The organism is Azospirillum sp. A1-3, from assembly GCF_023806445.1.
Lineage (GTDB): Bacteria > Pseudomonadota > Alphaproteobacteria > Azospirillales > Azospirillaceae > Azospirillum.
Window position 1 is genome coordinate 526,365 of record NZ_JAMSLU010000001.1, and the last position, 25,094, is coordinate 551,458.

Annotated in this window: 22 protein-coding genes; 14 read left to right on the forward strand and 8 right to left on the reverse strand. The window is 68.0% G+C overall.

Going from position 1 to position 25,094, the window contains the following annotated elements; genetic code table 11:
* Positions 1-199 precede the first annotated feature (199 nt).
* The gene (locus M5E06_RS02490; RefSeq protein WP_252137029.1) at positions 200-1,864 is read left to right on the forward strand and encodes a S10 family peptidase; all 1,665 of its coding nucleotides are present in this window, start codon (positions 200-202) and stop codon (positions 1,862-1,864) included.
* 105 nt (positions 1,865-1,969) lie between these two features.
* On the opposite strand, the gene M5E06_RS02495 is transcribed toward M5E06_RS02490, so the two are convergent.
* Complete coding sequence (locus tag M5E06_RS02495; protein ID WP_252137030.1) at positions 1,970-3,832, reverse strand: flagellin N-terminal helical domain-containing protein; 1,863 nt, start codon at positions 3,830-3,832, stop codon at positions 1,970-1,972.
* A gap of 366 nt (positions 3,833-4,198) precedes the next feature.
* On the opposite strand from M5E06_RS02495, the gene M5E06_RS02500 reads away from it, so the two are divergent.
* Positions 4,199-4,666, forward strand: coding sequence for a RidA family protein (locus M5E06_RS02500; RefSeq protein WP_085088381.1), 468 nt, complete (start codon positions 4,199-4,201; stop codon positions 4,664-4,666).
* Positions 4,667-4,753: 87 nt separating this feature from the next.
* Positions 4,754-5,917 carry a GNAT family N-acetyltransferase gene (locus M5E06_RS02505; protein WP_252137031.1) on the forward strand — a complete coding sequence of 388 codons (1,164 nt, stop codon included), beginning with the start codon at positions 4,754-4,756 and terminating at the stop codon, positions 5,915-5,917.
* A gap of 3 nt (positions 5,918-5,920) precedes the next feature.
* Here the strand turns inward: M5E06_RS02505 and M5E06_RS02510 are convergent, their stop codons facing one another.
* The 5 genes from M5E06_RS02510 to M5E06_RS02530 form a co-directional block, all read right to left on the reverse strand.
* Entirely contained in the window at positions 5,921-7,033 is a 1,113-nt protein-coding gene (locus M5E06_RS02510) for a CaiB/BaiF CoA transferase family protein (RefSeq protein WP_252137032.1), read from the reverse strand.
* A gap of 194 nt (positions 7,034-7,227) precedes the next feature.
* Positions 7,228-8,268, reverse strand: coding sequence for a GTP 3',8-cyclase MoaA (gene moaA / locus M5E06_RS02515; RefSeq protein ID WP_252137033.1), 1,041 nt, complete (start codon positions 8,266-8,268; stop codon positions 7,228-7,230).
* A 148-nt stretch (positions 8,269-8,416) separates the two neighbouring features.
* Positions 8,417-10,471: a 4Fe-4S dicluster domain-containing protein gene (locus tag M5E06_RS02520; protein ID WP_252137034.1), complete on the reverse strand. Its 2,055-nt coding sequence runs from the start codon at positions 10,469-10,471 to the stop codon at positions 8,417-8,419.
* 171 nt (positions 10,472-10,642) lie between these two features.
* Entirely contained in the window at positions 10,643-11,494 is an 852-nt protein-coding gene (locus M5E06_RS02525; protein ID WP_252137035.1) for an ABC transporter substrate-binding protein, read from the reverse strand.
* A gap of 118 nt (positions 11,495-11,612) precedes the next feature.
* The gene (locus M5E06_RS02530) at positions 11,613-12,314 is read right to left on the reverse strand and encodes an ABC transporter permease (protein ID WP_252137036.1); all 702 of its coding nucleotides are present in this window, start codon (positions 12,312-12,314) and stop codon (positions 11,613-11,615) included.
* An 86-nt stretch (positions 12,315-12,400) separates the two neighbouring features.
* On the opposite strand from M5E06_RS02530, the gene fdhD reads away from it, so the two are divergent.
* The 11 genes from fdhD (at position 12,401) to M5E06_RS02585 (ending at position 22,022) form a co-directional block, all read left to right on the forward strand.
* On the forward strand, positions 12,401-13,282 hold the full coding sequence (gene fdhD, locus M5E06_RS02535) for a formate dehydrogenase accessory sulfurtransferase FdhD (protein WP_252137037.1): 882 nt from the start codon (positions 12,401-12,403) through the stop codon (positions 13,280-13,282).
* Positions 13,272-13,919, forward strand: a complete 648-nt coding sequence (gene mobA / locus M5E06_RS02540; RefSeq protein WP_252137038.1) for a molybdenum cofactor guanylyltransferase MobA — start codon at positions 13,272-13,274, stop codon at positions 13,917-13,919. Before fdhD ends, mobA begins: the two co-directional genes overlap by 11 nt.
* Complete coding sequence (locus tag M5E06_RS02545; RefSeq protein ID WP_252137039.1) at positions 13,916-14,437, forward strand: DUF3305 domain-containing protein; 522 nt, start codon at positions 13,916-13,918, stop codon at positions 14,435-14,437. Before mobA ends, M5E06_RS02545 begins: the two co-directional genes overlap by 4 nt.
* Positions 14,434-14,970: a DUF3306 domain-containing protein gene (locus M5E06_RS02550; protein ID WP_252137040.1), complete on the forward strand. Its 537-nt coding sequence runs from the start codon at positions 14,434-14,436 to the stop codon at positions 14,968-14,970. The genes M5E06_RS02545 and M5E06_RS02550 overlap by 4 nt, the downstream gene beginning before the upstream one ends.
* Before the next feature lie 509 nt (positions 14,971-15,479).
* On the forward strand, positions 15,480-16,109 hold the full coding sequence (locus M5E06_RS02555; RefSeq protein ID WP_252137041.1) for a TorD/DmsD family molecular chaperone: 630 nt from the start codon (positions 15,480-15,482) through the stop codon (positions 16,107-16,109).
* Positions 16,110-16,126: 17 nt separating this feature from the next.
* Complete coding sequence (locus M5E06_RS02560; RefSeq protein ID WP_252137042.1) at positions 16,127-16,378, forward strand: formate dehydrogenase; 252 nt, start codon at positions 16,127-16,129, stop codon at positions 16,376-16,378.
* Between the two features lie 13 nt (positions 16,379-16,391).
* Positions 16,392-19,292, forward strand: a complete 2,901-nt coding sequence (locus tag M5E06_RS02565) for a formate dehydrogenase subunit alpha (protein ID WP_252137043.1) — start codon at positions 16,392-16,394, stop codon at positions 19,290-19,292.
* Positions 19,293-19,310: 18 nt separating this feature from the next.
* On the forward strand, positions 19,311-19,988 hold the full coding sequence (gene fdh3B, locus M5E06_RS02570) for a formate dehydrogenase FDH3 subunit beta (RefSeq protein ID WP_109154080.1): 678 nt from the start codon (positions 19,311-19,313) through the stop codon (positions 19,986-19,988).
* 2 nt (positions 19,989-19,990) lie between these two features.
* Positions 19,991-20,173: a hypothetical protein gene (locus tag M5E06_RS02575; protein ID WP_252137044.1), complete on the forward strand. Its 183-nt coding sequence runs from the start codon at positions 19,991-19,993 to the stop codon at positions 20,171-20,173.
* Positions 20,174-20,198: 25 nt separating this feature from the next.
* Positions 20,199-21,239, forward strand: coding sequence for a formate dehydrogenase subunit gamma (locus tag M5E06_RS02580; RefSeq protein WP_252137045.1), 1,041 nt, complete (start codon positions 20,199-20,201; stop codon positions 21,237-21,239).
* A gap of 93 nt (positions 21,240-21,332) precedes the next feature.
* Positions 21,333-22,022, forward strand: a complete 690-nt coding sequence (locus M5E06_RS02585) for a class II aldolase/adducin family protein (protein ID WP_252137046.1) — start codon at positions 21,333-21,335, stop codon at positions 22,020-22,022.
* 13 nt (positions 22,023-22,035) lie between these two features.
* Here the strand turns inward: M5E06_RS02585 and M5E06_RS02590 are convergent, their stop codons facing one another.
* The gene (locus tag M5E06_RS02590; protein ID WP_252137047.1) at positions 22,036-24,039 is read right to left on the reverse strand and encodes a sensor histidine kinase; all 2,004 of its coding nucleotides are present in this window, start codon (positions 24,037-24,039) and stop codon (positions 22,036-22,038) included.
* A 199-nt stretch (positions 24,040-24,238) separates the two neighbouring features.
* Complete coding sequence (locus tag M5E06_RS02595; protein WP_252137048.1) at positions 24,239-25,042, reverse strand: DODA-type extradiol aromatic ring-opening family dioxygenase; 804 nt, start codon at positions 25,040-25,042, stop codon at positions 24,239-24,241.
* Positions 25,043-25,094: the final 52 nt, after the last annotated feature.

The following is a 25,094-nucleotide window of genomic DNA, read 5'->3' on the forward strand; positions in this document are numbered from 1 at the left end:
TCTAACCCGGAAGATGTTACCTTTTCGGGTTAGTCAGTATGTGTCGCACAGCGCAGCCGGCAAGCCCGGCGCCGTGCCGTCGCCGGAAAAAACATGTCCTAAAAATGGCACCGGACTGCGGGCCGGTTGCGGATCGCGGGCGGGACCGCAATATGCGGTGGCTGGAGACCGCCCCGCAGAAACTGTCTTGGATTCCCAGATGCCGCTCCTGTCCGCGCCTTCCCGCTCCCGCAGCCTGTCACGTCTGTTGGCGATGGCCCTGCTCCCGGCCCTGCTGATGCCGCCGCTGGTCCCCGGTTCCGCCGCCGCGGCGGAGGCCGGCCGGGAAAAGAGTGGGGACGGGGCGGCGGATCGGCCGGAAGGAGGCAGGACCGAAGCGGGAAAGGCGGATCCGGGAAAGGCGGATCCGGCAAAGCCGGAAGAGCGCAATTCCGAAGGCCGCAAAGCCGACAGCCTCCAGGGCTTCGACCCCCAGCGCAGCGTCACCAAGCACAGCCTGCCGCTGCCGGCCGGGGCGCTGGCCTATAGCGCGACGGCCGAATTCCTGCCGCTTCGCGACGGCGTGAAGGAGGAGTTGGCGGCGCGCATCTTCACGGTATCCTACACCGCCGAACCGAAGGACCCGTCCGACGATCCGCGTCCGGTCACCTTCGTCTTCAACGGCGGGCCGGGGGCGGCTTCGGCCTATATGCATCTGGGTGCCGCCGGTCCGAAGGTCGTCGCCTTCGGGCCGGACGGAACCCTGCCGCGGCCGCCGGCGCCGCTGGTCGACAATCCCGACAGCTGGCTGGCCTTCACCGATCTGGTCTTCATCGATCCGGTTGGCACCGGCTACAGCCGCGCGCTGAAGCCCGACGAGGCGGAAAAGCGCTTCTGGTCGGTGGAGGGCGATGCGCGGTCGATGGCCGAGATCGTCCGGCTGTGGCTGACCCGCAATGGCCGCTGGTCGTCGCCGACCTTCCTGGCGGGAGAAAGCTATGGCGGCTTCCGCATCGCCACGATGGCGGATGAGCTGATCGAGCGGGTCGGGCTTGCGGTCAACGGCCTGATCCTGGTCTCGCCGGTCGTCGATTTCGCCGCCATCGACGAGGACGGCATCCTCGGCCCGGCCCTGAAGCTGCCGTCGATGGCCGCCTCCGCCGCGGCGCTGGGGCGCACGGCCGGCACGCCGGAACAGGCGGCCGAAGCGGCGGAACGCTTCGCGCTCGGCCCTTACCTGACCGGACTGGCCCGGCTCGATTACGGCCGGCTCGACGCGGAAAAGGACCTGTTCGCCGAGGTGGCGCGCATCACCGGCCTGCCGGTGGAAACCGTGCGGCGCCAGCGCGGGCGCGTTCCGATGGGCGTCTTCACGCGCGAGCTTCTGCGCGACCGGGAACGGATCCTCAGCATCTATGACGGCACCTTCACCGCGCCCGACCCCGATCCGGGAGCGCCGCGCGTGCCGTTCGACCCCTTCCTGAAGGGCACGATCCCGACCTACACCACGGCCTTCGCCGCCTATGTCCATGATACGCTCGGGGTGCGGACGGACGAGCCTTACCGGCTGCTCAGCGACCGGGTGAACCGGAACTGGGACTGGCCGCGCATGACGGTGCCGAGCGCCGTGGACGCGCTGCAGACGGCATTGACCCTGCAGCCGGCGCTGCGGGTGCTGATCGCCCATGGCCGCACCGACCTGATCACGCCCTACATGGCGTCGCGCTGGGTCGCGTCCCGGCTTGAACTGCCGGAGGGGGAACGCGGCCGGGTTTCGGTGACGGTGCATCCCGGCGGCCACATGATGTACACGCGGGGCGAAGGCCGGGCCGCGCTGGCCGCCGACGCCCGGGCGCTGATCGGGGAGGCCCTGCGGCGGCGCTGACCGGCGCCCAAATGGTATTGAAAGGGCTCGTTCGGAAAGCCCGGAAACGAAAAGGGGCGCCCCGGCGGGGGCGCCCCTTTTCGTGTGTCTGGCTGCCGTTCCGGATCAGAACAGACGCAGGATCGACTGCTGCGACTGGTTGGCCAGCGAGAGGGCGATGGTGCCCAGCTGCTGCCGGGTCTGCAGCATCAGCAGGCTGGCGCCTTCCTCGTTCTGGTCGGCCAGCGTCAGCTTGCTGGCGCCTTCCGTCAGCACGTCGCTGAACTCCTTGGTGAAGCTCTCGCGGGTCGTGATGATGTTCAGGTTGGTCGACAGGTTCTGCGAGGCGGAGCGGATCGTCGACTTGGCATGATCCAGGCCGGCGACCGCCTTGTCGATGTCGGAGCGGTCCATCCAGCCGTTCTGCGCCGCATCCATCTGCAGGCCCTGGCCGCTGGTCGACAGGTTGACCGCGTTCACCGTGATCGAGTTGGTGTTGCGCTCGTTCAACTGGACGGTGATGTCGTTGGACGTGTTGGCGTCGGAGATCTGCTTGGTGACGATGTTGGCCGAGCAGTTGCTCGAAGCTGCCTGCTTGATGGTCTTGGCGTCGACGTTCAGACGCACCGTGCCGCTGTCGAAGTTGAAGGACTGCTCGCCGCCGTCCAGCTTGCCGTCGCCGCGGTCGCTCATGGCGTCGCGGGTGATCTGGGCGCCGTTGGAGTTGGTGACCTGGATTTGCAGGTCGACCTTCTTCTCGATGGTCGAGATGCCGTTGCCCTGGTTGTTCGCCGCTTCCAGCAGGCGGCGGTCGACCGTGAAGGACACGATGGTGCCCGACGCGAAGCTCTCCGAGATCTTCTTGGTCAGCGCGTTGGTGGCGCCGGTCGTCACCGTCATCTCCCGTACCACGCCGGCCGTGGTGTTGCCGGTCAGGGTGATGGTGCCGCTGCCGCCGATGGCGGCGGAGGCGACATCCTTGCCGGCCAGACGGCCGCTGCCCGCGATGGCGCTGGTGATCGAGTTCTTCAGGTTGGTCGCGACGTTCTTGGCCGCGTTCTGGCCGACGGCGACGTCACCCTTGGTGGCGGTGTAGCTGAAGGACTGACCTTCCACCGTGATGGTGAAGATGTCGCCTTCCTCGATGGTGCCGCCGATGTTGACGTTCGAAATCTGGGGCTGCGTCGAGGTCGCCGCCTGCGTCAGCTTGGCTTCGATCGTCTGGGTGTTGTCGAAGTAGGAGATCGTGCGGCTCTCGTCGCCGTCCTTGACGATGAAGTCGCGGGTGCGGCCGTTGGCGCCGCGCACTTCGATCTGGACGTCGGAGAAGCTGCCCAGCGTGCTGGACATCGTGCCCGACAGCTTCAGACCGACCAGGCCGTGCGCGTTCTCCGCGGTGGAGATGTCGGCGGTCTTGCCTTCGACCGAACCGTCACCCTTGATGCGGATGGCGTAGGTGTCGGCGGAGATGACGTTGGTGACGCGGGCGTTGTCGACGCCGACGATGGTGTTGACGGCGGCACGGGACGCGCTGGTGCTGTCCATGCTGAGGCCGTTGCCGTTGATCAGGTTCTTGCCCTGATAGCCGCTGTCGGAGGCCAGCTTGTCGATCTGGTCCTTCAGGGTGTTGAACTGCGAGGCCAGCGACTTGCGGGTGGCGATGGAGGCGGCGTCGTTGCCCAGCGCCGCGTAGGCGGCGGTGGTCAGGCCCTTGGCCTGGTCGACCAGCGAGTCGATCGAGGTCAGGCCCTTGTCGGCGGCCTGGATCGTGCTGATCGACTGACCCATCGCGTCCTTCAGCGAGGACAGGTCGCCGGCGCGCTGGTTCAGACCCTTGGCGGCGAAGAAGGCGGTAGGACCATCCAGAGCCGAGTTGATCTTGTTGCCCGTCGACAGGATGTTCTGCTTCTTGTCGATACCGGCCTGCGTGCTCTGCAGCTGCAGGAGGTTCGTGCGCATCGAAGCGGTCAGGGTCACATTACCGGCCATGGTCCTAGTCTCCTTCTGAGGCTGTCCCCGCCCCTGGTCATTTGACCGGCGAGGCAACGTGCGTTTTCCTGACACCACTCTTTCAAGCGCCGTGCCAACTGCGGTGATGTGACATAAGTGACTGATTTTGCTATGGAATAAAAATAGGTCGGCAAAAAGGGCAGGGTTGGGCCCGCGCTCCCCGGTCCGGCGTCCGAAAAACTTTCCCGGAATCTTTTGCCGCTGACGGACGGTTCTGCCGGGATGCCGGGCGGCAAGAATCTTCCCACCACCCGGCAGGCACGGCTATGGTCGGGCTCCAAACCACGTCCCAAACATCGAACGCATGGCCCCGACGCGGGCCAAAGCAGGGAAGGGAGAAGCATCATGACCGGTCGGATCGACGCACGCCTGGCGGAGCTGGGCATCGAGTTGCCGCAGGCCGCCGCCCCGGTGGCCGCCTATGTGCCCTACACCCGTTCGGGCAACACCCTCTACATCTCGGGCCAGGTGACGGTCTGGAACGGCGAGCGCAAGTTCGTCGGCAAGGTCGGCCAGGACTTCACGGTCGAGCAGGGCAAGGAAGCCGCACGCCTGTGCGCGCTGAACATCCTGGCCCAGGCCAAGGCCGCGCTGGGCGGCGACCTGGACCGCGTCACCCGCGTGCTGCGGCTGGGCGGCTTCGTCAATTCCGGCGCCGACTTCCACGACCATCCGCTGGTCATCAACGGCGCGTCGGAACTGATGCGCGACGTCTTCGGCGAGGCCGGCCAGCATGCCCGCGCCGCCGTCGGCGCCCCGTCGCTGCCCGGCAACGTCGCGGTCGAGGTCGACGCGATTTTGGAAGTGGCCTGATCCGCATCACGACGGCCCTGCCGGCAGCGCCTTGCCGCAACGCGACATGAGGCTTACCTCCTTGCCATGGTTCAAGGAGACGCATGCATGCCCGACGGCAACGAGGCGATCACCGTCAAGGTTCTGACCGGGATCGGCGAGGCGGACCAGCAGGGCTGGGACACCTGTGCCGGTCCCGGCAATCCCTTCCTCTCCCACGCCTTCTTGTCGGCGCTGGAGGAGTCGGGATCGGCGACCGGCAAGTCCGGCTGGCAGCCAAGCCACCTCGCCGCCTATGACGGCTCCGGCCGCATGGTCGGCGCGGTGCCCGCCTATCTGAAAAGCCATTCCTACGGCGAATATGTCTTCGACCACGCCTGGGCCAACGCCTATGAGCGGGCGGGCGGCAGCTATTACCCGAAGCTGCAGGTGGCGGTTCCCTTTACGCCGGTGCCGGGGCCGCGTCTGCTGGTGGCGCCCGGTCCACGGGCCGATGCCGTCGCCGCCGCGCTGATCTCGGCGCTGGAGCAGGTGGCGGAGCGTTACGGCGTCTCCTCCGCTCACGTTACCTTTCCGGAACGCGAGGAGTGGGACCGGTTGGGCGAGGCCGGCTGGCTGAAGCGGCTGGGTGTGCAATACCATTGGCACAACCGCGGTTACGGCAGCTTCGACGAGTTCCTGGAGGCGCTGAACTCCCGCAAGCGCAAGGCGATCCGCAAGGAACGGCGCGAGGTCGCGGAGAGCAGCGTGCGCCTGCACACCCTGACCGGCGACGAGCTGAAGCCGGAGCATTGGGACGCCTTCCACCGCTTCTACCTGGACACCGCCGACCGCAAATGGGGCGGCGGCTATCTCAACCGCCGCTTCTTCGACCTGCTGGGCCGGACCATGGCCGACCGGGTGGTTCTGGTGATGTGCGAGGATGGCGGGGAATGGGTGGCCGGCGCGCTGAACCTGTTGGGCGACGACGCCCTGTACGGCCGCAACTGGGGTTCCGACGGGCGCTACCGCTTCCTGCATTTCGAGGCGTGCTATTACCGCGCGCTGGACTTCGCCATCGAACGCGGGCTGGCTCGAGTCGAGGCCGGCGCGCAGGGGGAGCACAAAATCCAGCGCGGCTATCTGCCGGTGCCGACCTACAGCGCCCATTGGATCGCCGACCCCAGCTTCCGCCGCGCGGTGGAGCGTTACCTGCAGCAGGAACGCCCGGCGGTGGAAGCGGAGATCGCGGCGCTGGACGAGGAACTGTCGCCCTACCGGCGGGAGGGCTGAGCCTTACGCCCAGCCGGCCAGCACCGCCGCGGCGTCGCTCTCCTGCACCGGCGTGCGCTCCGGCGGCGGGGCGCCGTCGACGCGCAGGCCCATCAGCGTCTCCACCAGCGGCTCCGGCCCCGGCGTGACGCGGACCTGTCCGCGCGCGGCGATGTGCGGATGGGCCGGCACCTCCGTCAGTTCCGGAACCGCTTCGAAACAGCAGTCGACGGGGTCGAGCTGGGCCTTCCACTCCGCCAGCGTCCGGGTGGCGAACAGGGCGTCCAGTTCCCCCGTCAGGTCGGTCTGAGGCATGGGGTCCTCCTGCCGGGCGATCCAGTCGGGACGGCCGACCGCCTCGCAGAAGTTGGCCCAGAACTTGGCCTCCAGCGCCGACAGGGTGACGAAGCGGCCGTCGGCGGTGCGGTAGATGCGATAGCAGGCGGCGCCGCCCGACAGCAGCGCCTCACTGCGTTTCGGCATGGTGCCGCGCGCCGCCGCGGTCAAATTCATGCCCTGCCAGCCCAGCACCGATTCCATGATCGACAGGTCGAGGAAGCAGCCCTGTCCCGTCCGCTCGCGCCCCAGTAACGCGCCCGCCACCGCCAGCGCCGTATGCTGGGCCGAGGCGAAGTCGGCGACCGGCAGATAGCTGATGACCGGCCGGTCCGGCAGTCCGGAGGCATCCAGCCCACCGCCGACCGCCATGTAATTCAGGTCGTGCCCGGCCCGCGTCGCATAGGGGCCGTCATAGCCCCAGCCCGACAGGCTGGCATGGACCAGCCGCGGATTGATCTCCCGTAGACGCTCGCGCCCCAGCCCCAGCTTGTCCATCACGCCGGGCCGGTAGCTTTCGATCAGCGCGTCGGCCTTTGCGAGCAGAGCTTCCATCGCGGCGAGCCCGTCGGCCGATTTCAGGTCGATGCGGATGACGGTCTTGCCAGCGTTCAGCAGCTTGTAGGCGGCGGTGGTGCCGTCGCTGTCGGTGGGGCCGAGCCGGCGGAGCGGATCGCCGGCCGGCGCCTCCACCTTCACCACCGTGGCGCCCAAGTCGCCGAGCAACTGTGCCGCATAGGGACCGGGCAGGTACTGGCCGAGGTCGATGACGCGCAGTCCGGACAGGAAGGGCAGGGGCATGGCGGTGCTCGCTCTTGGTTGGGTATTGGGGCTGAAGTCCTGGCGCGCGATGCCCCCTCCCCATCCCTCCCCCACCTTCGGTGGGAGAGGGGGTAGGAGCTTTGTGGGAGTGCAGCGGCAGTTCCCTCTCCCTCGAAGAGGGGGAGGGTTAGGGAGGGGGGATCGGAGCGGGCGGCCTCACGCTGCCTGGACCCTCACCCCCCCGTCACGCTCATATGCCGCCCGACGGCCGGACCCTGGTGGCGGCGGTCGATGATGAAGTCGTGGCCCTTCGGCTTGCGGGTGATCGCCTCGCGCACCGCGTCGATCAGCGGGCCGTCCTCGTCGCTCACGCGCAGCGGCGTGCGCAGGTCGGCGGCGTCCTCCTGGCCCAGGCACATGTAGAGCGTGCCGGTGCAGGTCAGCCGCACGCGGTTGCAGCTCTCGCAGAAATTGTGGGTCAGCGGCGTGATGAAGCCGACGCGCTGGCCGGTCTCCTCCACCCGGACATAGCGGGCCGGGCCGCCGGTGCGGTGGTCGCTCTCGGTCAGGGTCCAGCGCTTCTGTAGCTCGGCCTTCAGCATGGTCAGCGGCCAATACTGGTCAAGCCGGGCGCCCTCGCCGATGTCGCCCATCGGCATCACCTCGATGAAGGTCAGGTCGAAGCCCTGCTCGCCGCACCACGCCACCATGCGGTGGATTTCGTCGTCGTTGACGCCCTTCAGCGCCACCGTGTTGATCTTGATCTTCAGCCCGGCCTCTTTGGCCGCCTGGATGCCGCCCAGGATCTTGTCCAGCTTGCCCCAGCGGGTGATGGCCTGGAACTTGTGCGGGTCGAGCGTGTCCAGCGACACGTTGATCCGTCGCACGCCTGCCTCGTACAGGCCGGCGGCATGCTTGAACAGCATGGTGCCGTTGGTGGTCAGCGTCAGTTCGTCCAGGTCGCCCGATTCGATGTGGCGGCCCAGCGAGCGGATCAGCCGCATCACGTCGCGCCGCACCAGCGGTTCGCCGCCGGTCAGCCGCAGCTTGCGCGTGCCCAGCTTCACGAAGGCGGTGCACAGCCGGTCCAGCTCCTCCAGCGTCAGCACCTCCGCCTTCGGCAGGAAGCTCATGTCCTCCGCCATGCAGTAGACGCAGCGAAGGTCGCAACGGTCGGTCACCGAGACACGCAGGTACTCCACCTTGCGGCCGAACGGGTCGACGAGCGGGGCGAGGCTGGCTGGCGACTGGGCTTCGGACACGGGATCGATCATCGCTGTACTCCACGGGCGGCCCCAAATGGACCGCCGCATTACGGGCCGCCACAGTATATGTTCGCCACACGCACGATGTGCAACGATCGCGCAAGCCTATTCCACATCACGGTATGCCGACTTTGATGGCGATCAAGAGGGACCGGCGTCAGATCAGCTTTTGTCGTGCCTCCGCCAGCCGGGCTTCCCGTTGGGCTTCCTCGCGTTCGCGCAGGTCGTCGTCGGTGGTGCGCGGCACCGGCGGGCGACCCATGGCGAAGGGCTCGTTCCCACGCTCGAACTGGTCGCGCACGCGGCAATCCTCGCACATGCGGATGCGGTTGGCGGCTTCCGGCGTCGCAAACATCCAGTGCTTGCCCGCCAGCGTCGTCACGATCTTCTCGATCGAGGATTTCGTGGCGAAGGGCTTGCCGCAGGACACGCAGCAGAAGGGCTCCTCCTCCTTCACCACCGTTGCCCCACGCGCCTGATCGCGGAAGTCGATCTCCGGCACCAGCGAGATGACCTTCTCCGGGCAGGTGGTCTTGCACAGGCCGCACTGCACGCAGGCATCCTGGGCGAAGGACAGCATCGGCTTGTCGGCATTGTCCAGCAGCGCGCCGGTCGGGCAGGCGCCGACGCAGGACAGGCAGAGCGTGCAGCCCGCCACATCCACCGACACCCGGCCGAACGGCGCGCCCGGCGGCAGCGGCAGGACCTCGACCGGGGCCGGGGCAACCTTGTGCAGGTGGCGCAGCGCCAGCATGGTCACCGTACGCTTCGGCCCCATCGGCAGGAACATCCCGGCCTCGACCACGTCGGCGGGGAGCGCCCACAGCTCGTCCGCGACCATGTCGGGATCGGCGGCGTCGATCACCGCCACCCGGCCGGAGCCGTAGCCGAGCCCGCTGAAGGCGGCCTCCGCCAGCCCGATCTGCGAGGCGAGCCCGGCGGTCTCCCCCTCGTTCTCCGGCCCGGTCAGGACGCGGACATGGGTGCAGCCATAGGCCAGCGCCAGCGCGAACAGGTCGAAACCGACCTGCGTCACCTCGTTCAGCGCGAAGGGCAGCACGCGGGCCGGCAGGCCGCGGCCATGCCGCGCCATCATGCCGATCAGCGCATCGCCGTGGCGCGGATCGTGGATCAGCAAAGCGGGCGCGCCGCCGCCGGCCTTCCGGTAGGTGCCCAGCAGCGTGCGCAGCCGTTCATAGACGGTGGCGGCCGGCGGCAGGGCATAGGTCGCGGCCCCGGTCGGGCAGACCGCGGCGCAGGACCCGCAACCGGCGCAGACATGCGGGTCGATGGCGACATGGTCGCCGTTCGGCGTGATCGCCCCGGTCGGGCAGACGTCAAGGCAGCGGGTGCAGCCGGTCTTCCGGCTGCGCGAATGGGCGCAGAGATCGGCCTTGAAGTCGACGAAGCGCGGCTTCTCGAACTCGCCGACCAGATCGGCCATCTCCAGCAGCGCCTTGGCGACCTGAGCCGGGCTGTTGGGGTCGGGGCGCAGGTAGCCGTCGCGGCGCTTGTGGTCGGGGAACAGCGGCGTGCCGCCGGTCAGGTCGAGGATCAGGTCGCAGCGGGCCGACGCCCCCTGCCGCGCCGGCTCGAACCCCAGCGCCCCGCGCGAGGAGGGCAGGGCGGGAGCGTAATCATCCACCACGATCTCGAAGGCGCCGACCCAGCCGCGGGCGGCGCGGATGCGGCCGCGGAAGATCGCCACGTCCATCACCGGCGGCGGCGCGATGTCCTTCGCGCTGGTCAGCAGGACCGTGACGTCCAGCCGCTTCGCCAGTTCCCGTCCGGCTTCGATGGCGCGTTCGTCGTTGCCATAGACCAGACAGGTGCCCTGAGAGGTCAGGGTCAGGGCGCCGGTCGGGGGGATCGGCAGGGCCGCCTCGGCCAACAGGGCGGCGATCTTCGGCAGTGCCAGTTCGCCCTCGTCCGACCAGCCGGCGCGTTCGCGGATGTTGGTGAAGGTCAGGGACGTATCGGGCGCCACCTCCGCCGCGATCTCACTGAAAAGCGGTGCTTCCTGCGTGCAGGCGACCAGCAGCGGCTGCCCGCTGGCGACCGCCGCCTCGAATCGGTCGAGCTGCGTCCGGCACAGCTGGGTATGCACGGTGGGAACGCTCCCGTCGCCGCATGCCTTGCCGAGCGCCGCCCCGTCCAGCGCGATGCTGTGCGCACAATCGCAGACGAGCACCGTCCGATCGCCGATCTTCATCGTCCCCAAAACTCCTGTCGCTTGGGGCTGACGCCCCTGGCCTGAGGACACTCATATGGGGGAATGCGGCGCGATGGGAACGGGAATCTTATTGGGGCCGGTCCGGATAAACGCTGACTGGACAGTTCCTGCGACCCTATCGGACAGGGGATCGCAGGAACCCGCCGCTCCTTACGCCCCCGGCTCGTTGGCGTTGGGGAAGAACAGTTGTTCGCCGTTGATGGTGTAGTCGGCGATGGCCTTCTGGCCCTCGGCGGAGACCAGCCAGTCGACGAAGGCCTGGCCGTCGGCCGCCTTGACGTGGGGGAACTTGGCCGGGTTGACCAGCATCACGCCATACTGGTTGAACAGGCGCTTGTCACCCTCCACCAGCACGGTCAGCGGGCCGCGGTTCTTGAAGTTCAGCCAGGTGCCGCGGTCGGTCAGGGTATAGCCGTTCATCGCGGCGGCGGTGTTCAGCGTCGGCCCCATGCCCTGGCCGATGGAGCGGTACCAGCCGCCGTCGGCCTTGGCGGGATCGAGCTTGGCGATCTTCCACAGGGCGAGTTCGGCCTTGTTCGTGCCGCTGTCGTCGCCGCGCGACACGAAGGGGGCCTTGGCCTCGGCGATCTTCGACAGGGAGGCGGCGACGTCCTTGCTGCCCTTGACGCCGGCCGGATCGCTGGCCGGGCCGACGACGACGAAGTCGTTGTACATCACCGGCTTGCGCACGGTGGAGAAGCCTTCGGCGACGAACTTCTCCTCCGAAGGCTTGTGGTGAACGAACAGCACGTCGGCGTCGCCGCGCTTGGCAAGGTCGATGGCCTGACCGGTGCCCTTGGCGACGACCCGCACCTCGATCCCGGTCTTGGCGGTGAATTTCGGCAGGATAGAGCCGAACAGGCCCGAATCCTCGGTCGAGGTGGTGGAGGCCACCGTGATGAAGCGGTCGGCGGCCAGCGCGGCCGACGGGGCGGCGGCCTGGACCAGACCGGCCAGCGCCGCGGCGGCGGCACAGCCCAGCACGAATGAACGGCGCAGCATCACTCAACTCCTCCCATTGGCGTTATTGCTTTTCTGGCATAGCGCATCGCGACGCCATTGCAAAGGTCCGGGCAGTTTTTTCCATTTCGGGGTCAAGCCTCCGGATCAGGCACCCGGATCAGGCCGGCCTGTCTCCTGCCTCCTTCAGCAGCGACGCGGCGAGATTGACCGCCAGCGACAGGGTCATCAGCACCATGCCCAGACCCAGCGCCATCGGCAGGTCGCCCTTGCTGGTCTCCAGCGCGATGGCGGTGGTCATGACGCGGGTGACATGCTCGATGTTGCCGCCGACGATCATCACCGCCCCGACCTCGGCCGACGCACGCCCGAATCCGGCCAGCACGGTGGTGACGAGGCTCCAGCGCGCTTCCGACAGCAGGGTGACCAGCCGGCGGATCGGCCCGGCGCCGGTGACGCGCAGCAGATCGTCATACTCGACCAGCAGATCCTCCACCGTCTGGCGGGCGAGCGAGGCGACGATCGGCACGATCATCACCGTCTGGGCGACGATCATCGCCGTCGGGGTGAACAGCAGCCCCAGCACCCCGAACGGGCCGGAGCGCGACAGCAGCAGATAGACCACCAACCCGACCACCACCGGCGGCAGCCCCATCATCGTGTTCAAGGTGATGGCGAAGGCGCGCCGGCCGGGAAAGCGCAACGCCGCGACGGCGGCGCCCAGCGGCAGGCCGATCAGCGTGGCGATGGCGACGGCGGACAGGCTGACCCGCAGCGACAGGCCGATGATCCGCATCAGCCCGTCATCCATCGACACGATCATGGAAAAAGCGACGGCGAGGGCTTGGGAAAAATCCTGCATTCAGTCCAAATCACTTTTCGAATCATTCCGGCGGGGGCTTGTCCGATCGACGCCGCTCGCCCACACTCGCGCGCATGAGCCCGACCATGAGCCTGAAGACCTTCACCATAGCGCCGGATCCGGCGAACCCCAAGCTGACCGAGCGCGTCCGCGGCCTCGACCAGGACGGCCGCGAGATCGAGACCTCGGTCACGGTCGAACGGCCGCTGACCCTGTACCTGAACGGGCAGGAGATCGTCACCATGATGACGATCGGCGATTATCCGGACTGTCTGGCCGTCGGCTATCTGCTGAACCAGAACATGCTGCGGCGCGACGACCGCATCACCGGCATCGACGTGGACGAGGAAACGGACACCGTCGTCGTCCGCACCGAACGCGCGACCGATTATGAATCCAAGCTGAAGAAGAAAACACTGACCTCCGGCTGCGCCCAGGGCACCGCCTTTGGCGACGTGATGGAGACCTTCGAGTCCGTCAAGCTTCCCGCCGACGTCCGGCTCCACACCTCTTGGATCTACGCGCTGTCCAAGCAGATCAACCTGCAGCCGAGCCTGTATCTGGAGGCCGGGGCCATCCACGGCAGCGTGCTGTGCCAGGGCGACCGGCCGCTGGTCTATATGGAGGATGTCGGCCGCCACAACGCGGTGGACAAGGTCGCCGGCTACATGCACCTGAACGGCATTTCCGCCGACGACAAGATTTTCTACACCACCGGCCGTCTGACATCCGAGATGGTCATCAAGACGGTGCAGATGGGCATTCCGATCCTGATCTCGCGCTCCGGCTTCACCGCCTGGGGCGTGCAGCTGGCGCGGCAGGCCAACCTGACGCTGGTCGGCCGGGCCAAGGGCAGGCGCTTCATCGCGCTGGCCGGCACCGACCGGCTGGTCTTCGACACCGATGCCGCCGGAGCCGCTGACGAGGACGCCCGGCATGGACGCAAGGGAAGCCGCGATGACGACTAATTCCACTCATCCCGACATTGGCGGCGTCCTGCTGGCCGGCGGGCTGTCGCGCCGGATGGGCGGCGGCGACAAGTGCCTGCGCCCGCTGGGCGACCGCAGCATCCTGGAACGCATCGTCGCCACCGTCCGGCCGCAGGTCGGGCCGCTGGTGCTGAACGCCAACGGCGATCCGGCGCGCTTCGCCCATCTCCATCTGCCGGTGGCGGCCGATGTGGTGGAGGGCTATGCCGGCCCGCTCGCCGGCGTGCTGACGGGCATGGAGTGGATGCGCGGCACCGCCCCCGGCATCGGCTGGGTCGCCAGCTTCGCCACCGATGCGCCCTTCATCCCGCGCGACCTCGTCACCCGCATGGTGGCGGCGTTGGAGAATGAGGGCGCCGACCTCGCCTGCGCCCGCTCGGGTGGGCAGGAGCATCCGGTCTTCGGCCTGTGGCCGATCCGTCTGGCCGGGGACCTCCGCCGCGCCATGGTCGAGGAGGGCGTCCGCAAGGTCGATGCCTGGACCGCCCGCTATCGGCTTGCCGTCGCCGACTTCGCCGTCGATCCGGCCAATCCTGTGGACCCCTTCTTCAACACCAACCGGCCGGAGGATCTGGCCGAGGCGGAACGCCTGCTGGCATCGGGACATGTGTCATGACGGAACAGCCCGCCCCCCAACCTCTTGAGCGCATCGAGACCATGCCGCTGGGCATCGTGGTGGAGCGCCGCCGCGGCGTCACCGCCTGGGCCGACTGGAGCTGGCGCCCGGTGTCGGTCATTCCCGGCGCCGGCCCGGTCGATCCGCCCGGCCGGCTGCTGATGGAGGGCGAGGGCTGGACCCACAGCCACGCCGCCACCCTGACGCTGGAGCTGTTCCGCACCGACACCGAGGGCTATCGCCTTAACCTGTCGCAGGATCCGCCGCGCCTGTGGGTGGTGATGCGCCCCGGTGCTGGCCCTGACTCTGATGGCGAGGAACTGGTGCCCTTCACCGTCACCGCGTCGGCCCATGAGGGCGAGGGCTATCAGGTCGGTGCCGACGTGGTGGAGACGGTGCCGATGCCGGCGGAGGTGATCGCGCTGGTTCGTGATTTCGTCGAGCAGCATCATGTCGACGTCCCCTTCCACAAGCGCGAGCGCAAGCGCCATTTCGAGAAAGAGGACAGGCAGCGGTGAGCGACGAAGCCTTCCTGTCGCGCTGGTCGCGCCTGAAACGCACGGCGGTCAAGCCGGAGCCGGCACCGGTCGAGGTGCCGCCGGTCGAAGAGACTGCGGAGCTTCCCGTCGCCGTCGCCGACGATATCCCCATCGACTCCGCCCAGCCGGATGCGGAACCCGAAGACCCGTTGAAAGACCTCCCGCCGATCGAGGAACTGACCGGCGAGTCCGACTTCACCCCCTTCCTGCGCGCCGAGGTGCCGGAGGATCTGCACCGTCAGGCCCTGCGCAAGCTGTGGACCTCCGATCCGGTGTATGCCAACGACGACGGGTTGAAGGACTACGCCGACGATTACGCCAGCCTGTTCACCGGGGATGTTTCGGTGAAGACGCTTTACCGCGTCGGCAAGGGCTTCCTAGACACGCTGGACGAGGTGGCTGAGGGCGAAGAACTTTCCCCCGCCGCGTCCGCCGACGTAGACGTTGTGGCGACGGGCGACACCCCCTCTCCCCAGCCACCATTCCCCTCTCCCCCCCGGGGAGAGGGTTAGGGTGAGGGGGACGCACAGCGGAACCTTTTCGACCCGCGCACAGTCCCCACCTCCCCATTCATCCACGCCATGCCTCCCCCTCACCCCGGCCTTCTCCCCGCTTTCGGCGGACCAAGGGTCCGCCTGTCGCGTCAGCGCAAACGAAGTTTGCGCGAGAGCGGGGGAGAGGGGGTGCGCTCCAGCGCATTTCCTCCTCGCAAAACGACTTTCAAATTGCGACGGATTGTCGCGCTGAATTGGCCGCCTTCAAAACAAAGGGGCGCTCTGACAGCGCGAACATAGCGCCACGATAAAGTTTCATTTGTCCTCTCTTCCGGGCGCGTCCTTAGTTGACAAATGGACAGGTTCAGTCCTTCTATTATCCATCTGGCGAATGCTAAGCCACTGTAAGGCAACGGCTTTTCGCAGGTGCATCAAAAGGGGTGCAGGGCCTTGGGTCCAAATACGGCGCGCGGTCGGACCGTGAACGCCGACGCATCCGTCTTGTGTCCGAGAGGAGTTTGCGGCGCGTGTCCAGGGCCGTCGATCACACCGTTCCCCCCGCCGTCGCGGAGGAGGAGGAACTGCTGCGTGCGCAGGTCTATGCCCTGCTGGCGCGCCTTTTGGCGCGCGCGCCCGACGCGGCCTTCCTGACCACGCTCGGTGAGCTGGCCGGGGAGGGCGGCGACTTCGGCGCGGCTCTCGACCAGCTGGCCGGCGCGGCGCGCGACAGCGATTCCGCGGCGGTGGAGGAGGAGTTCACCACCCTCTTCATCGGCGTCGGCGGCAGCGAGCGCACCCCCTACGGGTCCTTCTACCTGACCGGATTCCTGAACGAGAAGCCGCTGGCGGAACTGCGCGCCGACATGGCGCGGCTGGGCATCGCCCGCGCCGACGGCGTGACGGAGCCGGAGGACCACATCGCCGCCCTGTGCGAGATGATGGCCGGCCTGATCGCCGGCGAATTCGCGCCGGAGGATGGCGGAGCCGTCGACCTCGATGCGCAGCGGGCTTTTTTCGACCGCCACATCGGCTCCTGGGCCGGGCGGTTTTTCGCGGATTTGGAGACCTCGCCGTCGGCCCGCTTCTATCGGGCGGTCGGCGCGGTCGGACGGAGTTTTCTGGCGGTCGAGGCGCGCGCCTTCGACCTTGCGGCGTAAAGGTGAGGAGCGAAGCCATGACGCGGAACGCGGTCAAAGCCACTGATGAAGCAGCAAAGCAGAACACGGACATTCAGGGCACGGAAAAGGGTCTCGCCCGGCGCGACCTGTTCCGCGTCGCCGGTCTCGGCGTCGGCGCGCTGGGTGCCGTCGCGGCCGGCGTGACCGCCACGAGCGGAACGGCCGAGGCCGCCCCGGCCGAGATGACCTCCACGGGCTACCGTGAGACCGACCATGTCCGGAAGGTCTACGAAGTCAGCCGCTTCTAAGAGGAAAGCCCCGATGCTCATCAAGAAAAGCTCGGCCACCTCCGGCGGCCGCCATCTCGCCCGCAGCCTGACCCAGACGCTGGCCTCCGCCACCGGCGTCACTGTCGACCGCCGAGCCTTCCTGCGCACCTCCGGCATCGCCGCCGGCGGCGCAGCCCTGGCCACGGCCATGCCCTTCGGCATGGTGAAGAAGGCCGACGCCGCCACGGCCGCCACCGTCGCGGGGGCGCCGGTGAAGCAGATCAAGACGGTCTGCACCCATTGCTCGGTTGGCTGCACCGTGGTCGCCGAGGTGCAGAACGGCGTCTGGATCGGGCAGGAGCCCGGCTTCGACAGCCCGATCAACCTCGGTTCGCACTGCGCCAAGGGCGCGTCGGTGCGCGAGCACGCCCATGGCGAGCGCCGCCTGCGCTATCCGATGAAGATGGTCGACGGCAAGTGGACCCGCATCAGCTGGGACCAGGCGATCGAGGAGGTCGGCTCCAAGCTGCTGTCGATCCGTGAGCAGTCCGGCCCGGATTCGGTGTTCTGGCTCGGTTCGGCCAAGCACAGCAACGAGCAGGCCTATCTGTTCCGCAAGTTCGCGGCGCTGTGGGGCACCAACAACGTCGACCATCAAGCGCGCATCTGCCACTCCACCACGGTGGCCGGCGTGGCGAACGTCTGGGGCTACGGCGCCATGACGAACAGCTACAACGACATCCAGAAGTCGCGCGCGCTGTTCTTCATCGGCTCCAACGCCGCCGAGGCGCACCCCGTCGCCATGATGCATGTGCTGAAGGCGAAGGAGCAGAACAACGCGCCGCTGATCGTTGCCGATCCGCGCTTCACCCGCACCGCCGCCCACGCCAACGAATATATCCGCTTCCGTCCCGGCACCGACGTGGCGCTGATCTGGGGCATCCTCTGGCATGTTCTGCAGAACGGCTGGGAGGACAAGGATTACATTGCCAAGCGCGTCTACGGCTTCGACGACATCCGCGCCGAGGTCGCCAAATGGACGCCGGAAGAGGTGGAGCGCGTCACCGGCGTTCCGGGCTCGCAGCTGCAGCGCGTCGCCCGCACCCTGGCCTCCAACCGTCCGGGCACGCTGGTCTGGTGCATGGGCGGCACCCAGCATCACATCGGCAACAACAACACCCGCGCCTATTGCGTGCTGCAGCTGGCGCTCGGCAATGTCGGCGTGGCGGGTGGCGGCACCAACATCTTCCGCGGTCACGACAACGTCCAGGGTGCGACCGACTTCGGCGTCACCTCCGACAGCCTGCCCGGCTATTACGGTTTGGCCGAGGGCGCCTGGCGCCACTGGGCGCGCGTCTGGGATCTCCCCTATGACGACGTTCTGAAGCGTTTCGGCTCCAAGGCGCTGATGGAGAGCACCGGCATCCCGGTGTCGCGCTGGTTCGACGGCGTGCTGGAAGCCAAGGAGAACCTGGACCAGCCGAATCCGGTCAAGGGCATGGTCTTCTGGGGCCACGCGCCGAACAGCCAGGTCCGTCTGCCCGACATGAAGAAGGCGATGGAGAAGCTGGAGCTGCTGGTCGTCGTCGATCCCTATCCGACGATGACGGCGGTGCTGCCCGACCGCAAGAACGACTTCTACCTGCTGCCGGCCGCGACCCAGTTCGAGACCTCCGGCTCCGCTACCGCGTCCAACCGTTCGGTCCAGTGGCGCGACAAGATCGTCGAGCCGCTGTTCGAATCGAAGACCGACCACGAGATCATGTATCTCTTCGCCAAGAAGTTCGGCTTCGCGGCGGAACTGGTGAAGAACATCAAGGTCAACGGCAACGAGCCGCTGGTCGAGGACATCACCCGCGAGTGGAACCGAGGCATGTGGTCGGTCGGCTACACCGGCCAGTCGCCGGAGCGGCTGAAGTTGCACATGCAGCATCAGGGCACCTTCGACAAGACGACGCTGCGCGCCGTCGGCGGCCCGTGCGACGGCGATTACTTCGGCCTGCCCTGGCCCTGCTGGGGCACGCCGGAGATCAAGCATCCCGGTTCCGCCAACCTCTACGACACCTCGCTGCCGGTGGCCGAGGGCGGCGGTGCCTTCCGTGCCCGCTTCGGCGTCGAGCGCAACGGTGTGACGCTGCTGGCCGAGGGCTCCTATCCGGAAGGGTCGGAGATCAAGGACGGCTATCCGGAAGTCACCATGGCGATGCTCCAGAAGCTGGGCTTCGACAAGGACCTGACGGCGGAGGAGCTGGCGGTCATCCAGAAGATCGGCGGCGAGAAGATCGGTGCCGTGTCCTGGACCACCGACCTGTCCGGCGGCATCCAGCGCGTGGCGATCAAGCACGGCCTGAACCCGCCGGGCAACGCCAAGGCGCGCTGCGTCGCCTGGAACTTCCCGGACCCGGTTCCGATCCACCGCGAGCCGCTCTACACCCCGCGCCGCGATCTGGTCGCCAGCTATCCGACCTACAAGGACACCAAGTCCTGGCGCGTCCCGACTCTGTACAAGTCCATCCAGGACCGCGACGTTTCGAAGGAATATCCGATCATCCTCACCTCCGGCCGTCTGGTCGAGTATGAGGGTGGCGGCGACGAGACGCGCTCCAACCCCTGGCTGGCCGAGCTGCAGCAGGACATGTTCGTCGAGATCAATCCGTTCGACGCCAACAATGCCGGCATCAAGGACGGCCAGCTGGTGTGGGTGGAAGGCCCGGAAAAGGGCAAGGTGAAGGTCAAGGCCATGGTCACCGAACGTGTCGGCCGCGGCGTCGCCTTCATGCCCTTCCATTTCGGCGGCGTGTTCCAGGGGCAGGATCTGCGCTCCAAATATCCGGCCGGGGCCGATCCGATCGTGCTGGGCGAGGCCGCCAACACGGCGACCACCTACGGCTATGATTCGGTGACCCAGATGCAGGAAACCAAGACCACCCTTTGCCGCATCCAGGCGGCCTGACGCGCGGGAGTTTGAACCATGGCCCGGATGAAATTCCTGTGCGACGCCGAGCGCTGCATCGAGTGCAACGCCTGCGTCACCGCCTGCAAGAACGAGAACGAGGTGCCCTGGGGCATCAACCGCCGCCGCGTCGTCACCATCAATGACGGCAAGCCGGGGGAGCGGACGATCTCGGTCGCCTGCATGCATTGCTCCGACGCGCCCTGCAAGGCGGTCTGCCCGGTCGACTGCTTCTATCAGACCGCCGAGGGCGTGGTCCTGCACAACAAGGACCTGTGCATCGGCTGCGGCTATTGCTTCTACGCCTGCCCGTTCGGCGCGCCGCAATATCCGCAGGCCGGTAATTTCGGCACCCGCGGCAAGATGGACAAGTGCACCTTCTGCTCGGGTGGTCCGGAGGCCGACAATTCGGAGGCGGAGTTCAAGAAGTACGGCCGCAACCGTCTGGCCGAAGGCAAGCTGCCGCTCTGCGCCGAGATGTGCTCGACCAAGGCGCTGCTGGCCGGTGACGCCAACGTGGTGTCGGACATCTACCGCGAGCGCGTGGCCGCCCGCGGTTTCGGCTCCGGCGCCTGGGGCTGGGGCACCGCCTACCAGACCAAGTCAGGTCAGGAGCGCGGCCAGCCCGGCGGTTCGCTGTTCCAGGGCACCGGCGGTCCGGCCGGCGGCCCGCCTGTGCAGAAGCAGGGGCTGTGACGGTGACGCGCCTCGTCCTGCTGGCGTTCGGCGCTACGATCCTGCTGGCCGGTTGCCAAAAGGACGGGGCGCCGCGCCCGGTCCATCTCGACAAGGGTGTCTACCAGGGCGCGGCCGACACGCCGCTGACCGCCGAGCAGGTGCGGGCGCTGCAACAGCGCACCGCCTATCAGGCTGTGCGATAGGGAGCGTCCGATGGAAGGTCATCGCATGAAGTCGGCTCTTGCCGCTCTGCTGCTCGGGATCGGGTTTGCCAGCAGCGTCGCGCTGCCGGCCGCCGCCCAGTCCAGTGTCCGCGTCGGCGGGCCGGTGGCGGAGCAGCAGGTCGACCGTGACGGTCCGCTGGTGCCGACCCAGGTCCCGGGCCAGAGCTTGGGCGACACGTGGCACGGCATCCGGCTGGGGGAACAGGGCACCGTCTCGATCCCCAACAAGCAGGCCGGCGTCCTGATCCAGTCGGAAGGCGAGGCGTGGCGTGCCGTGCGCAACGGACCGCTCAGCCAGTATGGCTCCTGGGTGCTGGGCGGCATCCTGGCCCTGCTGGCGCTGTTCTTCCTGGTTCGCGGGCGCATCCGCATCGACGGTCAGAAGACCGGCCGAACCATCCAGCGCTTCAACGCCTTCGAGCGTGGCGTCCACTGGATGACCGCCGGCAGCTTCGTCGTGCTCGCCATCTCCGGGCTGAATGTTCTCTACGGCCGGTTCACGCTGCTGCCGCTGATCGGGCCCGAGCCATTCGCCGCCCTGACCCATTACGGCAAGCTGGCGCACAATTTCCTCGGCTTCGCCTTCATCCTGGGCGTGGTGCTGATCTTCGTCATGTGGGTCGGGCACAACATCCCCTCGCGCCATGACCTGACCTGGTTCCTGAAGGCGGGCGGACTGTTTTCCAAGGGCGTCCACCCGCCGGCACACAAGTTCAACGGCGGCCAGAAGGTCATCTTCTGGTCCACCGTCGTCGGCGGTGCGGCGCTCGGCTTCACCGGCATTCAGCTGGTCTTCCCCTTCAGCTTCGCCACGCTGGAGGAGCTGCAGCTCTATCAGCTGGCCCATGCGGCGATTGCCGTCATCATGATCGCCATCATCTTGGCGCACATCTACATCGGCTCCATCGGCATGGAAGGCGCCTTCGACGCCATGGGAGACGGTCAGGTCGAACTGCAATGGGCGCGCGAGCACCACTCGCTGTGGGTCGAGGAGGTCACCGGCGAGAAGGTGCGCCACGGCCACCACGGGACACCGGCGGAATAGGGAGTGTCAGGGGGGACGCGCTCGTCGTCCCCCTTGACCCTTCCCGCACTCCATGGCCCCCTTGGCGCTCCCACCATCCCGGATGCGCCTGCCATGACCAGCCACCTTGCCGAACGTCAGGCCGTGATCGACGGCTGCCTCGCCATGAACCGGCTGGGCGTCAACCAGGGCATGTCGGGGAACCTGTCGCACCGGATCGACGGCGGCTTCCTGGTCACGCCGACCAGCATGCCCTATGACGCGATGATGCCGGCCGACATCGTCGAGATGGGCTTCGACGGCACCTATCTCGGCAACCGCCGCCCCTCGTCGGAATGGCGAATCCACCGCGACATCCTGCGGGCGCGGCCCGACGTGACGGTCGTCCTCCACGCCCACCCGACCTTCGCCACCGCGCTGGCGGTGCATGGCCGCGGCATTCCGTCCTTCCATTACATGGTGGCGCTGGCCGGCGGCGATTCGATCCGCTGCGCGCCCTACGCCACCTTCGGCACGCAGGAACTGTCCGACCACGCCCTGGCGGCGCTTGAGGGTCGGCTGGCCTGCCTGCTGGCCAATCACGGCATGATCGTGCTGGGCACCACTGTGCAGTCCGCCCTGTCGCTGGCGGTCGAAGTGGAGACGCTGGCCCGCCAGTATCTCTTTGCTCAGCAGTTCGGCGAACCTGTGACTTTGCCGGCCGACGAGATCGCGCGGGTGGCGGAGAAGATGCGGCGGATGAAATACGGCCAGCCGATCGACGACCGCGACGCGCCGGAAGACACCGCACGCCCCCGCTACTGATCCGCGCCCCCGGTTACGGCCCGATCTGCGTCATCGACGCGCTGGTGGCGAGATGCCCGGCCGGCTTGAGGCTGGCGACGCGCAGCAGCGGCTTGGCGTTGCCGACCGCTTCCACCTGCAGCGGACGCTCTTCCGCCGGCGGTTCATAGACGGCGGGCAGGGCGATGGTGATGCGGGTGCCCTGGCCGGGTTCGCTCGCCACCTCGATGTCGCCGCCCAGCATGGCGGTGTAGTGCCCGACCAGCGTCAGACCCAGCCCGGCGCCGCGCGGTTTGCCCTGGCCGCGGGTCGCCACCGCACCGTTGCCGGCGCCTTGGACGAAGGGCTGGAACAGCCGGCCGGTCTGGGCGGTGGGGAAGCCACGGCCGGTGTCGGCGACGGTGAAGCGGTACCAGCGGGCGCCGTCGCGCTCCACCTTTTCCGCCGACAACGTGACGGTGCCGTCCTGGGTGAACTTGCAGGCATTGTCCAGCAGGTTCAGCAGGGTCTGCCGCACCTTGGTGAAGTCGGAATGCATCTGGCCGAGCCCGCCCGGCGCTGACAGGTCCAGCGCATTGCCGTAGAGGTCGGCGGCCGGCATCGACCGTTCGCGCGCCTCGGTCAGCAACCGGTTGATGTCGAAATCCTGCAGGCAGACATCCATCGCCCCGGCCTCGACCTTGGCGTAATCCAGGATGGCGTCGACCAGGGTCGTCAGCTGCTCGCCGGTCCACTGGATATGCTCGACATCGGTGGCCAGCTCGTCGACACCCAGCCGGTGCAGGTCGGTCATCAGCGTCTGGCTGGCATTGACGATCTCGGTCAGCGGGCCGTGCAGTTCGTGGCCCATATTGACCAGGAAGTCGCTCTTGGCCCGGCTGGCGGCCTCGGCCATCGCCTTCTCGCGCAGCAGGCGGGTGTGTTCGACCTCCGCCTCGCGACGCTCGCGGTCGGTATCCTCGGCGGTGCCGCGCAGCGCTTCCACCGCGCGGGCCATGGCGGCGATCTCGTCCTGGCCGGTCAGCGCCGGCAGGGTGACGTCGGTGCGGCCGGCGGCCAGTGCCGTCACCGCGTTCGCCATCGTCCTCACCGGAACCGCGACACTGCGCTGGACCAGCCACAGCGCGACCAGCCCGGCCAGCAGGATCAGGCCGCCGATCCACAACGCGACGTTGGTGTAGCCGGACAAGCCATTGCCCAGCGTGCCGCGCAAGGCCTGGGTCCCGGCCTCTGCCCGGCGGCGGATCTCGCCCAGATTGGCGGCGATGCCGGCTGCGTTGGCCGCCATCGCTTCGGCGCGCAGATTGTCTTCCTCGACCACCGAGGTTTCGATCGCCGTCAGCACGCCGCCGGCCTTCGCCAGCAGGGCGGTCACCTCGTCGATGGCCTGTTTGGTGCCGGGCACCCACAAATAACGGTTCATCTCCGCCAGCCGGTCGCGGGCGACGGCCAGTTGGGCGCGCATCGCCTCGGCATCCTGGGGATCGCGGCGGTCGATATAGCGGGTCAGATGCTCCTGCATCAGCAGGGTGGCGATTGCGGCGTCGCTGGCGAGCGCGGTCGAATCGACCCCGCCGGCATTCTTGAGCTGGTTCAGCTTCTGGCGGGTCTCGGCGACCAGAGGTTCCAGCACGCCGGTCATCTGGCCGTTGCGGTCGCCGCGCAGGGCGATCAGCTTCTGCACCGCCGCCCAATAATCCTCCAGCGCGGCGCGGGCCTTGTCGACGCCCTGCCGGTCCGCCGTCTCCACCACGCCCTTGGCCAGCGCGTCGAGCCGCTCGCGCAGCGTGTCGTGCCGCCAGGAGGCGTCGAGGAGGCTCTGGTCGTCGCCGTAGGTCAGATGGTCGCGCACCGCGACCTCCAGGTCGCGCAGGCTGACGTCTGCGTCGGCCGCGACCTGGGACAGGTCGGCACGGCCGGAGAAGGCGCCGATGTCGCGTGACACCGCGTAAAACCAGCCGAGTCCGACCAGGGCCAGCAGGACCACCAGCCCAAGCGCGATGCCGAAGCCCGCGCCCACCCGCGCCGACACGGTCATGTCGCGGAATCGGGTCCGGCGGCCGCTCCGGGACAGAATGCCGTTCCGCTTCACACCGACTCCCGCTCGCGCTGTGCCTGACGATTCCCGCGTCCGACCGGCCACAACCAATGAGCGGCCGGTCGCCGCGCGGCGCGGATTGTAGCTTGGCTATCCCCTCAGGCAAACAGACAAGTGTGCGACGGAGTACCGCCAAAGATCAGGCGGCATCGGTGTCGTTGGAGGAGAACGCGTAGGCGTGCATGCCCAGGCTGCCATGTTCGAAGCCGGCATGCAGCCGCTCGGTCCTCGGCCGAGCCCCGGCGGCCCCGAGAGCCACCGGCAGCGGCAGGAAATGTTCGTCCGTCGGGTGGGCGCGGCGGGCGTCCGGACTGGCGTCGAGCCAATTGCCGAGCGTTTCGGCATCGCCGGCCTCCAGCGTCCTGTCCAGCCATCCGGCGAAGCCGGTCGCCCAGGGGGCGGCGCTCGTGCCGCCGAAGCGGAACTCCCGCAGGTTGTGCACCGCGCCGCCGCTGGCGAGGATCAGAACGCCCTCCCGCCGCAACGGGGCGAGCGCCCGGCCGAGAGCGATGTGGTCGGCGGCGCTGCGGCCGGGCATCACCGACAGCTGCGCCACCGGGATATCGGCGTCAGGATACATCAGCATCAGCGGGACCCAGGCGCCGTGATCCAGCCCCTGCGACGGATCGACGACGGCTCCGGTCAGCTCCGCCACCCGCCCGGCCAGCGCCGGTGCGCCCGGTGCCGGGTAGCGCATCCGGTAGAGCGCATCTGGGAATCCATGGAAGTCGTGGACGGTCTCCGGCGCCGTCGCTCCGCTGACCGCCGGCACACGCGTGGTCCAATGGGCCGAAACCGCGAGGATTGCGCTCGGGCGTCCAAGCCTGCGGCCCAACCCGGCCAGGAAGTCGCGTCCGGCGCTGGTCTCCAGGATCAGCGTGGGGGCGCCATGGGATACGAACACGGACGGGAGCGGGGCAGGAAGCGGGTTGATATCGGACATCGGTGAACGGAACTCCGGCCGGGCGATAGGGGAGGGCAGAGGAGGAGTGGCG

Bases quoted from the DNA above. Each gene is read 5' to 3' on its own strand.
- M5E06_RS02595 (WP_252137048.1), bottom strand. From the start codon at position 25,042: ATGTCCGATATCAACCCGCTTCCTGCCCCGCTCCCGTCCGTGTTCGTA.
- M5E06_RS02510 (WP_252137032.1), bottom strand. From the start codon at position 7,033: ATGCCCCTGCCCTTCCTGTCCGGACTGCGCGTCATCGACCTCGGCCAG.
- M5E06_RS02490 (WP_252137029.1), top strand. From the start codon at position 200: ATGCCGCTCCTGTCCGCGCCTTCCCGCTCCCGCAGCCTGTCACGTCTG.
- M5E06_RS02585 (WP_252137046.1), top strand. From the start codon at position 21,333: ATGACCAGCCACCTTGCCGAACGTCAGGCCGTGATCGACGGCTGCCTC.
- M5E06_RS02500 (WP_085088381.1), top strand. From the start codon at position 4,199: ATGACCGGTCGGATCGACGCACGCCTGGCGGAGCTGGGCATCGAGTTG.
- M5E06_RS02495 (WP_252137030.1), bottom strand. From the start codon at position 3,832: ATGGCCGGTAATGTGACCCTGACCGCTTCGATGCGCACGAACCTCCTG.
- M5E06_RS02545 (WP_252137039.1), top strand. From the start codon at position 13,916: ATGACGGAACAGCCCGCCCCCCAACCTCTTGAGCGCATCGAGACCATG.
- M5E06_RS02525 (WP_252137035.1), bottom strand. From the start codon at position 11,494: ATGCTGCGCCGTTCATTCGTGCTGGGCTGTGCCGCCGCCGCGGCGCTG.
- M5E06_RS02530 (WP_252137036.1), bottom strand. From the start codon at position 12,314: ATGCAGGATTTTTCCCAAGCCCTCGCCGTCGCTTTTTCCATGATCGTG.
- M5E06_RS02505 (WP_252137031.1), top strand. From the start codon at position 4,754: ATGCCCGACGGCAACGAGGCGATCACCGTCAAGGTTCTGACCGGGATC.
- fdh3B (WP_109154080.1), top strand. From the start codon at position 19,311: ATGGCCCGGATGAAATTCCTGTGCGACGCCGAGCGCTGCATCGAGTGC.
- M5E06_RS02565 (WP_252137043.1), top strand. From the start codon at position 16,392: ATGCTCATCAAGAAAAGCTCGGCCACCTCCGGCGGCCGCCATCTCGCC.
- M5E06_RS02520 (WP_252137034.1), bottom strand. From the start codon at position 10,471: ATGAAGATCGGCGATCGGACGGTGCTCGTCTGCGATTGTGCGCACAGC.
- M5E06_RS02590 (WP_252137047.1), bottom strand. From the start codon at position 24,039: ATGACCGTGTCGGCGCGGGTGGGCGCGGGCTTCGGCATCGCGCTTGGG.
- M5E06_RS02580 (WP_252137045.1), top strand. From the start codon at position 20,199: ATGAAGTCGGCTCTTGCCGCTCTGCTGCTCGGGATCGGGTTTGCCAGC.
- mobA (WP_252137038.1), top strand. From the start codon at position 13,272: ATGACGACTAATTCCACTCATCCCGACATTGGCGGCGTCCTGCTGGCC.
- moaA (WP_252137033.1), bottom strand. From the start codon at position 8,268: ATGATCGATCCCGTGTCCGAAGCCCAGTCGCCAGCCAGCCTCGCCCCG.
- M5E06_RS02560 (WP_252137042.1), top strand. From the start codon at position 16,127: ATGACGCGGAACGCGGTCAAAGCCACTGATGAAGCAGCAAAGCAGAAC.
- fdhD (WP_252137037.1), top strand. From the start codon at position 12,401: ATGAGCCTGAAGACCTTCACCATAGCGCCGGATCCGGCGAACCCCAAG.